The organism is Phycisphaerae bacterium (genome assembly GCA_018003015.1).
Lineage (GTDB): Bacteria > Planctomycetota > Phycisphaerae > UBA1845 > PWPN01 > JAGNEZ01.
Map to the genome: position 1 here is coordinate 85,503 of JAGNEZ010000002.1, position 12,820 is coordinate 98,322.

The window sequence follows — 12,820 nt, forward strand, 5'->3', positions numbered from 1 at the left end:
GGGCGACGGTGAGGGCGGACCGCTTTGGCGAGGTCTGGCGCCTTGGGCTGCGGCGAGCTCGGGGGGGGGCGGCGCTGCCGACCGGCTCACCCGCAAGCGAGCACGAACTGGTCGTGCAGATGGGCGTACTTGCCGTCCTGCTCCAGGAGTTCGGCGTGTGAACCCCGTTCGATAATCCGCCCGTTGTCGATGACCAGGATGCAGTCGGCTCGCTGGATGGTGCTCAGCCGGTGGGCGACGACAAAGGTGGTCCGGCCGCGCATCAGCTGTTCGAGCGAGTTCTGGATTTGCCGCTCGGTCGTGGTATCCACCGAACTGGTGGCTTCGTCGAGCATGAAGATCCGCGGGTTGGCCAGGAACGCCCGGGTGAAGCAGATGAGTTGCCGCTGGCCGATCGACATGTTGGCTCCGCGTTCGCCGACCTCGGTGGCGAAACCATCGAGGAGGCTCATGATCGCGTCGTAGGTGCCCAGTTTCCGGGCGGCCTCGAGGACGTCGGTGTCGGTGGCCGCCGGTCGGGCGTAGCGGATGTTGTCCATGACCGTGCCGGTGAACAGGTAGTTGGTCTGAAGGACCAGTCCCATCTGGCGATGCAGCGATTCGCTGGTGACCTGGCGGATGTCCTGTCGGTCCACCAGGATGGCTCCTTTCTGCGGGAGGTAGAACCTGGCGATCAAGGAGATGATGCTGCTCTTACCGCTGCCGGTTGCGCCCACCAAGGCGATCATCTGCCCCGGCTCCGCGATGAAGCTGATGTCATGCAGTACGGGCTTGTCCGGTCTGTAGCCGAAGGTGACGTCGTGGAATTCGACCTGTCCCTGGATCGGCGGCATGGGCCGAGCCCCGGTCAGATCGGTTACCTCGGGCTTGGTGTCCAGCAGGGTGAACACGCGTTCGCCGCCGGCCATGGCCATCATCAGCTGGTTGTAGAAGTTGCCGAAGTTGATGATTGGGGCCATGAACCAGTCCCAGTAGAGGAACGCTGTGACCACGCTGCCTACGCCGAAGCGCCTGTCGATGCGGTTGGTGGCCACGAGATAGCCGCCGTAGACCAGGATGATCATCCGGCCGATGAAACCGACGAAGCCGAGCAGCGGCTGGTAGACGCCGTTGACGCGGGAGGCTCTTACATTGTTCAGGGTGTTCGCGTCCTGGAGACGATCGAAGACGCCGAGGTTGAATGATTGCCGGTTGAATGCAGTCACGACCCGTACGCCGGTGATGTTCTCGGCCAAGTTGGTGGAGACGCGGGTGAAGCCTTCGCGGGCGATCTGGTACATGATCGCAGCCTTGCGGCGGTAGGCCCGGTTGAGAATGAACAGGACCGGGGCGAGCCACGCCACGGCCAGGAAGAGGCGCGGTTCGGTGGCGAGCAGCATGGTCGTGGCCACGCACATCATGATCGAGTTCTTCGCCACGCTGTCGATGCCCCAGACGTTCATCTCGCGCAGGCTGTTGATGTCGGTGGTGCTGCGGCTGATGAGCCGGCCGAGCTTGGTCCTGTCGTAGAAGCTCATCGAGAGCTCCTGCAGGTGGGCGAAGAGCCGTCGGCGGAGATCGAACTGCACCTTCTCGCCCGCGTGGGTCATGATCAGGATGGTCCAGCGGTGCAGCAACATGGCGACGGCCAGGACCGCGGCCCAGAGAAGGACGATCGCTCCGAGGTGGCGGATCGCAGCCGCCTCGGTGGGCATAGGGTTGAGCTGCCCGTTCGCGTAGTTGGTGGTCCAGTTGATGATCGCCCCGATGAAACGCGGCGACTGCATTTCGAGCAAGATCATGACCATGCCGAGGGTGATGCCCTTGACGTAGTGACGGCGGTAGGGCTTCATGCAGGATAGTAGCCGGCTGATCATCTGCCGATCGATAGGGCGATAGCGCGGCTCACCCTCCTCGTTGAGGACCTCGAGCTGCTCGGCCGTGGTGCGCCGCCGGAGCCTGCGGCGGACTGCGGCGGCGGCGGACCGAGCGGCCAACAGCATTTGCCGGAGGGGTTTGGCGCGCCGGGTTGTCTCCTCGAGGTCAGGCATCGGGTTCTCCCGCGATTTCCTCTTCCTGTCTGAGGCCTTTGCCGCGTCGCCGATCGAAGTCACGCATCCGTTTCATGTGGGACAGTGACACCTCATCGGAGTCGATGTCCACGTCACCGTGGAGCTGCAGGTTGACCACCTGTCGGTAGTGGCCTTCCTGGGCGAGCAGTTGCTCGTGGGTGCCCATCTGGGTGATGCGCCCTTCCTCGAGGATGATGACCAGATCGGCGTTTTTGACCGTACTGATCCGGTGAGCGATGACGAACGTGGTTTGGTGGGCGGGCCCCTTGCGCATCGCCTTGCGGATGCTCTCCTCGGTTTCGGGGTCGACCGCCGAGGTTGCGTCGTCGAGGATCAGGACGCGGGGGGTGGATAGAATGGCCCGGGCGATGGCCAGCCTCTGCCGCTGCCCGCCGGAGAGCGTGCCGCCGCGCTCGGTCAGCCGGGTCGCATAGCTCAGCGGGAGCGTCTCGATGAACTCGTGAGCTTGAGCGATCCGGGCCGCCTCGGTGATCATCTCGCCGCGGATCTCCGGACGGCCGTAGGCGATGTTGGCCTCGACGGTATCGCTGAACAGGAACGTCTCCTGAAACACGTAGCTGACCTGTGTTCGCAGGCTGTCGAGCGAGACCTCGCGGATGTCGGTCCCGTCGATCAGGATTCGGCCCTGCTGTGGGTCGTAGAACCTCGCGACGAGGCTGACCAACGTGGTCTTGCCCGCTCCGGTTGGTCCGACGATGGCCGCGACTTTGCCACCTGGAACCTCTAAAGTGATGTCGCGCAGGGCGGGCTTGGCCGGATCGTATCCGAAGGTCACGCTCTCGAACCGGACGGCACCCGGTCCGTCAGGCAGTGGCGGGGCGTCCCGGCGCTGCTTCACGGACGGCGCTGCGACCAGGACTTCGAAGAGCCGCCGGGCGGACACGATGGCGTTCTGGTACTGGTCATTGATCACCGCTACCTGCTGCAGCCGGCCCAGGATCGCGCCCATGGCGGCTCCGAGCATGAGCACGTCGCCGGCGGTCAGCCGGGCCTTGATGATGAGCACGCCGACCGCCAGAAAGAGCGTGAGATGCGAAGCGGTCGCGATACTCCGCATGACCGGTGCGAAGTTGGCGAAAAGGCGGATGCGATACATCACCTTGGCGAAGAAGCTGTCACAGCTCGCCCTGTACTTATCGACTTCCTGCTGCTGGGTAGCGAACGCCTTGACCACGTGGACGCCGGCGATGTTCTCGGTGATGATCGAGATGTTCCTGTCGCCTTCCTTCATGGTGGCCTTCAGTGCTGGCTGAGCGCGCTTGCTGAATTGCAGGATGTACCAGGTCCACAGCGGCAGGGGCACGAGTGACAGGGCCGCGACCCATGGAGAGCGGGATAGCAGCAGGATGAGGTATCCGCCCACGATGAGCACGATCTCGAGTGTGACCAGCACGGCGGAATTGACGAACGCCCGGACGTTCTGGAGATCGCTCAGTGCCCGGTTGATGAGTTCGCCGGTCGAGATCGCGTCGTGGAAGCCGAATCCCGCCCGCTGCAGCTTGTCGTACACCGCCTCCCGGATGTAGAAGACCATGTTCATGCTCAGCTTGGCGTTGGTGACCTCCTTGAGGTAGGCGAAGACGCCGAGGCCGAGGGTTGTCGCGGCGAGCAGCAACACGATGTGTCGCAGGGCGGTCGCCTCCTGAGTACCGCCCGTGATCCAGGCCACGACGCCGGTGTCGGCGTGAAGCTGACTGAAGTGGACTTCCTTGATCGAGTTGACCGCCCCGGCGGTGATCCGCACGGCGGTAACCTCCGCGGCCGTCCACAGCGACAGGTAAAGGCAGGCCAGAACCACGGTGGTTTTCACCGGCGACAAGAAGCCGAACATCCACCGCATCAGCTGGCGGTTGGTGATACCTTCGATGTCAGGGCACACTGAGCGGCTCGGGTGCAGGGTCGCGGGCCGACTCCGGCGACGGTCTCCTGCCCGTCTCTCGGTCGGCAGATTCCCCATAGGTTGAGTTACCTGTCCGTGGGCACTATAGCCCAAGACGGGCGGTTTTTCCACCCTCAGCCCTGGTGCCGGCCGACGAGGACACCCCTGACTTCAATCGATGATTCGTCCGTTGTGTTGCCCGACCAGGATCTGGCGGGTTTCCGATTCGATCTGCCTGAGTCGCTGAGGGTCGGCGGCCGAGAAGCACGAGCGTATCACGCCTTTTTCGTTTGTTGCGGCCCGCAGGTAGCCGCTGAACCAGCCGTTCTTCAGCTGAGTGCCTTCGCCGTTCGTGTGGACGCCATGATTGAGGACAATACCCTCGAGGTCGATGCCCTCGGCGGTGGTCGTGGCGCTGGCCGCTCCCTGTCCGGTGAAGTGGCGGATGACAGCGTTCAACGCTCGATCGCGGGTTTCGTCGCCCGTGAACTGGCAGTTGAACTCCCCGGTGGTCTGGACTTTCTCCTGCAGGGTCCAGAGCTTGTCGAGCAGGCTTGGATCCTGCCTGACCTGGCCGAGGAACAGCAGCGCGGTGAGGGCCGAGTTCTCGACCGCGACGACGTGCGGACCCATCGTGAGGTTGTGGTAGTAGTGCCCCGGTTCCTCGACGGCGATCATCGCCCCGTTCGCTCGCATGTAGTCTTTGATCTGCGAGTGCCCGTTGCGGTACAGGACCGGACGCACGTCAAGCTTGCCCCATTCCGCGAGGGCTAGCGGGTTGATCCTGGGATCGTGGAGCACGGCCGGTCGACCGAGCAATTCGCCGTCGAAGCCGCAGGCTCGAAGGATGGGGATGGCGACGAATCCAGCGCTCAGGATTCCCCGGTGATCGCCGAAGACAAGACGATCACCGTCGCCATCCGTTCCAATGACGACCTGGCAGCCCTTCTGCCCGGCCACCCGCACCGCCTGGTCCATCTTGCCCTGGCTGGTCGGGTTGGGCGAACCGGCCGGGAGACTGCCGTCCACCTCCAGGCGCAACGGCTCGATCTTGGCCCCCGCGAGCGTGATGGCCTCGGCCAGTTCCGGCCCAGCCGATCCGTGGAGGCCATCGAGGACGACGCAGAGGCCGGCGAGCTGACCAGCGTGCAGGTTCGCCTGCTTGATCGAGTAGTCGATGTAGTCGGGCGTGAGGTCGATGTCGGTGCGGCTGCCGCCCGGCGCGGCGGAGGCGTTCTGCTGGCTGTGATAGATCTCCCGGACGCGGCTAAGGCCACCCTTGGGACCACAGCCCAGTCCGATGGCCCGGACGACCGGCGCGGTGAACTTCACCCCGACGTACTCCTTGGGGTCGTGCGAGGCGGTGACGGTGACGCCCATGGTGTTGGGGTACTGCTGCGATACCTTGAGTGTCGTGAAGTAGCTGCACGGTGTGCTGATGGGATGCGGGCAGGAGAAGACCCTCAGGCCCATCCGTACCGCCGCCTCGATCGCCAGATCCTGGACGTGGGTGGCGGCCAGCCGTCCGTCGTGGGTGACGGTGACGGTGTCAACAGCCAGCTCACGGGCGAAGAGAAACGCGGCTTCGAAGAGTCGCCTGACGGCCGGGTCGCTGAACTCCTGGACCTGCCAGCGGGCGTCATCGACCTTGATTGGATCGGGTGGGGCCAATGCGTAACCTCCTGTCAACGCGGATAAAGCGGCATATCGTAGCGGGTTTCGCCTCACGATGCAAAGGGGGCGAGTCTCTGGCCAACCGGCCCCGAATCGTGGGGGGCGCTGCGTTTCCGGACATTTCCGTGCACCGCCGCCGTAGCGTCTCTCCTGGGACGGGTGTACGAGGCCCGAAGGAACCCGCTTCGATGAGCGAAAGGGGCCTCAAGGTGCTCGCACTCCATGGCCGGTCTGCTTGATGAGCCCTCTCGCGCAGTGATCGAGCAGCTCACGGGTCTGCGGGGCTGACTCGGACAGCAGTTCGATCCGCCCATACCTGGCGCCCGACCGTGTGGGGTCCTCGAGCAGGCCGGTCGCGGGGTAGACCGGCCCGCTGAAGACCGTGTTTCGTCCCTGCTCATCGGGCAGCACTGGATGTTCGACGCCCGCCCGGTCCCGCAGCGCGAGATGGTGTCGTCGGCAAGGTGCGGCACACGGGGTGCAGTCGTTTCCGCCGTTCAGTCGAGCCGCGAGCAGGCAATGAGCGGTGTGGAAGAGTGGCAGGTGGGTATAGAAGATCATCTCGAAGGGAACACCTGGTGAAGCCTTGATCAGCTGTGCGCGCCGAGTTTCATCCAGGTCACAGCTGGGTGTCAGGCGGGTCAGCCCGCTGCCCATCAGCGCGGACGCACTCAGCTCGTTGGTCACGTTCAGCCCGTAGTCGCCGACCAAAGGGATTTCTGGAGCGTGTTTCCGCAGCCAGCTCAGGGCCGCGAGGTTGCGGGTGAGAATGACGTTGGGCCGCTGCTGGGCGATCCGGGCAAGGGCGACTTCGTCACCGGGCTTGCAGATGACCGGCGTGGGGAGTCCGATCAGTGGGCGGGGTTGTTCAGCCCGAGCAGAGGTATCATGAAAGTGAGGAGCTTCCGGTCCGCGTGAGCCCTCGCAATAGATGACCGCGATGATGGACGGATGTTTCCTGGCCCACGCGAGCACGGCATCCATCTGTTCCTGCGTGCGAACGAGGACGCAGAGCTGAAGATCGTTCTCACTCCGGGGCCAGACGGATGGAGCGATCCGTTCCTCCCGCAGTATCGCCAGGGCATTCGGCTCCTCCACCCTATGGCGGCGCGCCGCCGACCGATTCTCCAGCATTGCCTGCACCGCTCGCCGTCGCAGGTCGTTCAACACACTCTTGGGGGCCAGGAACGGGAGCGAGTCTGTCGGCCCGGCGGCGTCCAGGAGCACCAGCTCGGCCAGTTCAAAGGGGGTATCGCCCAACCGGGCGAACTGGCCGTGCAGCAGGGCGGTCGTCATCGGGTGTCGCTGGGCGGCTTGTAGTGGCTGCGGGGTGACCGCCTCGGCCTCATGGCCGGCATTGTCGCGCATAAGAACCCGGAGCCAGTTGTCCGGCTCGATCCGGGCGGTGACGGTCAGGGGGATGCGTCGAGTCGGATAGTCGCGGCGGTAGCTGCTCTCCAGCCGCCGGCGAGTTCCCGGGTCGTCTGTTTTCCATACCGTGCTTCCAATGGCTACGGCCGCCGTGTTGACGTCATCCCGGCTGAAGCTGATCTCGACACGTCGAGCGCCGGCGGTGATGTGCGTGCCCCGGGTGGTGCCTTTCCGAGCCTGCACTGGTTGTACGGCGTATACCCGCCCACCTTGCTCGTCACGTTCAGGGTGGCCGTCGTCGAACACCACGCCATCGCCGGGTTTGAGTCGCTCCTCCGTCGCGGAAGCGCTTGCGTCGTATTCGACCAGCACGGCCCGTGGCGTCCTCCCGACGACCGTTCCGACGACCAGTCCCCGGTTCTTGGGCGATCGCCCATCGACCAGCTCTCGATGGCGGTTGCCGTCCAGGAAGCCGGGGGTGAATCCTCTCGAGAAGCTCTGGGCGAGGTCGGTCATCTGCTGTTCGCCGGGAACGAACGGGATTCCTTGTACCGCGGCATCGATGGCCTGGCGATACAGCCGGGTAGCGGCGGCCACGTACGGAGCGCTCTTGAGTCGTCCCTCGATCTTGAATGCGATGGCTCCGGCCTCGATCAGTCTGGGAATGTGATCGCACGCGCAAAGGTCCTTGGGGCTGAGTACGTAGGCTGGTTCGGCCGGGTCGGTGAGCTGGCCATCGACGACCAACTGGTAGGGCAGGCGGCACGCCTGAGCGCACACCCCGCGGTTCGCGCTCCGCCCGAAGAGCGATTTGCTGGCCAGGCACTGCCCGCTGAAGGAGATGCACAACGCCCCGTGGACGAAGACCTCGAGCTCGACCTGCGTCTCGCGGTGGATCTGCCCGATGTCCTCGACGGAAAGCTCGCGGGCGAGGATCACCCGATTCACGCCCATGGCCCGGAGGAACTCGATGCCGGCCGCGTGGGTCTGGGTGGCTTGGGTTGACGCGTGGATGGCCAGTGACGGGCACATTCTTCGAATCAACCGAATGATGCCGATATCCTGGACGATCACGGCATCCGTTCCGGCCTCGGCGATGCCCGCGATGAATGCGGCCGCCCGCTCCAGTTCTTCCGAGAAGATCAGCGTGTTAAAGGTGACGTATCCTCTCACGTTGCGGCGGTGGAGGAACGACATGGTTTCCGGCAGGTCGGCCAGGGTGAAGTTCTTCGCCCGGCGTCGGGCGTTGAAGTCCTCCAGGCCGAAGTAGACTGCGTCCGCACCGTTGGCCACGGCGGCGCGCAGGGACTCCGTGTTTCCGGCCGGAGCCAGCAGTTCGACTCGCGCTGTTCCATTCGGTGCCATTCGGCCGTCCTCGCGGGCATTCGCACAACCTGCATTATGTCTCTTTTCGATCGTGGCTCAACCCCAGGGTGATGAGGGTACACGGAGATTGTGTTGGCGTCGGGGCGGCTTGGTTGGCGCGGTGCGAAGGGTATACCTCGCGCTTGTCAGCCGCCACGCGGGTGATTGCACCGGCCGATCGTCGCCTTCGGTTTCACCTCTCACTTGCATCATTGCACTCTTGCCTGGTGATGCTAACATATTGGCCTTGAGGTGAAGATGTCGGCAGATGTTGAGCAGCAGGACTCGGCGATCGCCAGCGTCGGTCTGGTCGAGGTCATGGGCTTGTCGGCCAGTCTGGTCGTGGCCGACGTCATGGTCAAGGCGGCCAACGTCCGCCTTGCTGGCATCGAGGTCAACCACGCCGGCGGGATGGGTGTCAAGGTCACCGGGAGGGCCGCCGATGTACGGGCCTCGGTTCAGGCCGGCCGCGAGATTGCCGAGCAGATGCACGCGCTCCTCGGCGGTCGCGACTGGGCCAGCTACGCGGCGGGCGCCGACTTCCTGGTTCACTCCGCTCAGGAGTATAATACCCTCCTGGGGTTCTACGAGCACATGCTGCCGGGCGGGGCGGGGGCCTCTCCGGCGGCTGATTCACAAGGAGCTGCCATGGCTGCTCAAGATGCCATCGGATTCATCGAGACCCAGGGTCTAGTCGGTCTGCTCGAGGCGGCTGACACCATGTGCAAAGCCGCGGACGTCAAGATCATCGGCAAGGAGAAGATCGGTGCGGCGTACGTGACGGTCATGGTGACCGGCGACGTGGCGGCGGTGAAGGCAGCCGTTCAAGCCGGTGCTGCGGCGGTCGAACGCGTCGGCGGCAAGCTCATCCTCGGGCACGTTATCGCTCGTCCCCACGACGAGCTGGCGGCGCTGCTGCCGAAGTGACCGGGGAAGCGGTCAGCGGTCAAATCAGCTGGCAGGCGGACCCACCGGATGCGGCGGAACCGGGTGACCAACCTGTCTGTTGGCTTCCTTGGGCGCCGAGCTTGAACCTATCAAAAAGCTGGGCTCACGGCCGCTGACCGCCGATCGGGATAGCCGCGGATCGTTCTGCGACTGCACGCAGGGCAGCAGGGGTGGTGTTGCGGTCGCGAGGAGGGCTGCGGTCCACCAGCTCACGGCATCAAGCCTGCGACCGGCGAAGCTGGCACTCAGCCCTGCAATCGCCGAACCACTTCCTTGACGATCTGTTCCACCGCGGTGGAGGTGATTGGGCTGCGATTGGGGTCGCAACCGCCGGGAGGAGCGTCGGTGAAGCCGAAGCTGTTCAGAATGCACTGGATGGTGCGGGCCAGGGCGTTCAGGTCGAGTTGCTGGGCGGCGGAGAGCGGGTGGCGGCCCTGGCCCATGTGGAAGCCGCGCAGGCCGACGGCCTGGCGAACGCCCTCGGGGAAGTCGGCGCCGAAGACGATCAGCCGGATCAGGTCGAGGAGTTGGTACTGGATGGCCCGGGCTTCCTCGATCTTGTGCTGCGTGGCCAGGTGGTAGAGCTTCATGACCACTTCGGGCACCACGCCGCTGGTGGCGATGGTTCCTCCGTCGGCGCCCATGATCAGGGCGGGCAGGAGCATCTCCTCGCATCCGGTCAGGAAGACGAAGTCCGACCGGATTGGGCGGATGTCGTGCATCATGTTCAGGAAGCGGGGCAGGTCGCGGCTTGAGTCCTTGATACCCACAATCTGCGGGCACTCGCCGGCCAGACGCTGGATCGTCGGGTTGGCGATGTCGTTGGCGAACTGGGGAATGTTGTACAGGGTCAGCGGGATGGGGCTCTCGTGGGCGATCTCGGCGAAGTAGGCGTAGACCGCGTCCTGGCTGAGCTTGTAGTAGAACGGGGCGACGATGGCCACGGCGTCGCAACCGAGTTGGTGGTAGTAGGCGGCCGCCTCGAGGGTCATCTTCAGGTTGGCCTCGGCGGCACCGGCCAGGATCGCGGCCCGGCCGGCGGTCTGCTCGGCCACGATGCGGACAATAGTCTTACGTTCCTCGAAGCTGAACCGAGTGAACTCACCCGTGCTGCCGTTGGGGTACAGGCCGCTGATACCCTTGGCGATCAGCCAGTCGACCAGCCGGCGGAGTTCGGACTCGTTGATTCGGCCCTGGTCGTCCAAGGGGACCATGTGGGGGGTGAAGATGCCGCTCAACCTCTTCTGGGCCATGACTGCCTCGCTGTCGGTTATTCGTCCGTCATCGGTGGACGGTGGCGTCATTATCCTTGCCCGGGGTGGCTACCGCAATGGCGGTGGATGGAGAAGGGGTGGCGGGGCCTCCGGCGTTATCCCGGCGGACGCTGTGGGTGCTGGAATCGGCTCTTGAAGAAAGCACCCATGGAGTCCGGGAAGATCGCCCGCTTGGCCTTGGCCCAGGTCTTCTGGTCGCCGATGCTGTAGTACAGGTAGGTCTTCCCCTGGAACTCGACGATATCCGGGTCCGACGTATTGATGTCCTCGCCCGCCTCTGGCGTGATCAGCGGGTTGGTCGGGCTCATCTCCCAGTCCTTGAGGTCCTTCGAGCGTGCCAGGCAGGTCTCGAAGAACCATCTTGGCGTCCTGTGCTCCAGGTACATGAGGTAGAAGTACCCATCGACGAGCCGGAGGCACGGGCATGCGGCGTAGCGGTCCTTGCCGAACACGACCTCGGGTACCTTGGTCCAATCGCGCAGGTTCTTGGATCGCGCAAACTTGATGCTGAACGGTGTGAAACGCGAGTCATCCGTCTCATACGCCATCACGAAGCCGTTGTCCACCCGGCACACCGAGGAGTTGAACAGGTGCTCGTTCTCCTGCTGGATGGCGGCGTTCTGCTCCCATTTCTTCAGATCGCTCGACCAGAAGTGGGTGACGTCGTTCCATGACCCGTCCGTGCCGCGCCGGGCGGCGAAGACATGCACTACCCGGTCATGGACGATGACCGACGCCAGGCTGTAGCCCACGGCGAAGTGGGCCAGCCGCTCGCCGGTCTCGACGTCCTTGAGGGCCAGGGCGTGCTCCTCGGGTGCGCCGGTAGCAGGGCGGAGGCATTCCAGGAGCACCGACCGATCCTGCCAGATGATGGGCGCCACCTCGCATAGCTCGCCGAATGTTCTCTCGTCCTTGATTAGGGTGGGGTCGCCCAGCGGCCTCTCCGGCGGGGCGATCGACCGGAAGGTCTCGGTCGGCCAGAGCCCCAGCCGCTCGATGTTCGCCGGGAGCTTCTGCTGGAACTGCACGTAGGCCTTCGTGTTCTTGGCGGTGTAGGAGATCTCGCCCTTACCCGCCCCGAACGCCTTGTAGCCCATGAGCGTGCAGCCGTCGAGATCGACGTGGAGTTGTTTGCCGTCCAGCGGCGTATGGATGACGCCGGTCCCGGGCGTGCCTACCGGTTGGGAGTAGTTGAGCACGATCATCCGGCAGTTGGTGAACTTGACCCGCGTGTAGCGGTCAAAGCCGGGGTAGCCGCACTCCAATGCGTTGTCCGGCGAGACCAGCGTGCAATCCTCGAAGACCGCGTCAGGGCACTCGGGCATCTTCGTGTGCCCGGCCCGCACGTAGGCCGCCCCGGCGTCACCCCACCAGTCCATGCAGCAAAAGTACGACCGGCGGAAGAGTACGGGTTCGTTCGGCCGGCCGACGTGGGCCATCACGCACGCCCCGGAGAACCGCCCGATGCCCACGCAGTCGTCGACCATGGCGCTGAACTCGGTATTCGCCTGGCAGGTCATGTCCCAGCCGATGCCGCCTTCCGAGCCGGTGGCGTACAGGTGGCGGAACTCCCAGCGGTCCCAGATCACCCCGGAGAAGCTCGGATCGCACTTCCACGGTCCCCACCAGTCGATGCTCTTGAGTCCCTTCTCCGGCGGTCCACTCGGCAGGATGATGAAGCTCGGGTTGCCGGTCGCGCCCTTGGGGTCGGTACGGACCACGACGTCCGGACAGCCTGAATCGATCACCACCCAGCCGGTCGCCCCCGAGCCGAGCTTGCCGTCACAGTCGCCCACCAGCACGTTGTACGCCCCGGCCGCCCCCTTGTGGGCCGGGTACAGATTGGCTTCGACGTAGGTATCCGGCCGGACGATCACCTTGTGCCCGCCCTTGTCGTCGGGTACGGCTTGCAGCCCGGCCTGGATCGTTTGGAACGCCTTGGCCCAACTCGATCCGTCGGAGTTGTCGCCCAGCTTGGAGACGTGGATCGTCTTCGCGCCCCCGGCTGGTCGCGAAGCGGCCGTAGCCTTCGCCGACGGTGTTTCCGCCGCCGACGTCGGCCCGGCCAGGACAACCGACAGGGCAATCGGCAGGACGGCTGTCAGGAGCCACGTCATCCTGCGGCAGTCAGTTGGAAGTGATCGTTGATGGATCTTGTCTGAACACAGTCGAGCCATGGGTTCCTCCTATTTGTGGTCAATCCAGAGACGCCGACGACAGGTCACATCCGGGTGCTG

7 protein-coding genes are annotated in these 12,820 nt (G+C 64.6%); 1 reads left to right on the top strand and 6 read right to left on the bottom strand.

What is annotated here, in order from left to right; translation table 11 throughout:
- Positions 1-86: 86 nt before the first annotated feature.
- The 4 genes from KA354_01245 to KA354_01260 all read right to left on the bottom strand — a co-directional run bounded on the left by KA354_01245 (position 87) and on the right by KA354_01260 (position 8,361).
- Positions 87-2,030 carry an ABC transporter ATP-binding protein gene (locus KA354_01245; protein MBP7933246.1) on the bottom strand — a complete coding sequence of 648 codons (1,944 nt, stop codon included), beginning with the start codon at positions 2,028-2,030 and terminating at the stop codon, positions 87-89.
- Positions 2,023-3,951: an ABC transporter ATP-binding protein gene (locus KA354_01250; GenBank protein ID MBP7933247.1), complete on the bottom strand. Its 1,929-nt coding sequence runs from the start codon at positions 3,949-3,951 to the stop codon at positions 2,023-2,025. The genes KA354_01245 and KA354_01250 overlap by 8 nt, the downstream gene beginning before the upstream one ends.
- A gap of 171 nt (positions 3,952-4,122) precedes the next feature.
- On the bottom strand, positions 4,123-5,622 hold the full coding sequence (locus tag KA354_01255) for a hypothetical protein (protein MBP7933248.1): 1,500 nt from the start codon (positions 5,620-5,622) through the stop codon (positions 4,123-4,125).
- A 207-nt stretch (positions 5,623-5,829) separates the two neighbouring features.
- Positions 5,830-8,361, bottom strand: a complete 2,532-nt coding sequence (locus tag KA354_01260) for a U32 family peptidase (GenBank protein MBP7933249.1) — start codon at positions 8,359-8,361, stop codon at positions 5,830-5,832.
- Between the two features lie 258 nt (positions 8,362-8,619).
- On the opposite strand from KA354_01260, the gene KA354_01265 reads away from it, so the two are divergent.
- Positions 8,620-9,288, top strand: coding sequence for a BMC domain-containing protein (locus KA354_01265; protein ID MBP7933250.1), 669 nt, complete (start codon positions 8,620-8,622; stop codon positions 9,286-9,288).
- 266 nt (positions 9,289-9,554) lie between these two features.
- Here the strand turns inward: KA354_01265 and KA354_01270 are convergent, their stop codons facing one another.
- Both KA354_01270 and KA354_01275 read right to left on the bottom strand, forming a co-directional pair.
- Complete coding sequence (locus tag KA354_01270; protein ID MBP7933251.1) at positions 9,555-10,562, bottom strand: dihydrodipicolinate synthase family protein; 1,008 nt, start codon at positions 10,560-10,562, stop codon at positions 9,555-9,557.
- 116 nt (positions 10,563-10,678) lie between these two features.
- Entirely contained in the window at positions 10,679-12,760 is a 2,082-nt protein-coding gene (locus KA354_01275; protein ID MBP7933252.1) for a hypothetical protein, read from the bottom strand.
- Between the last annotated feature and the right edge of the window lie 60 nt (positions 12,761-12,820).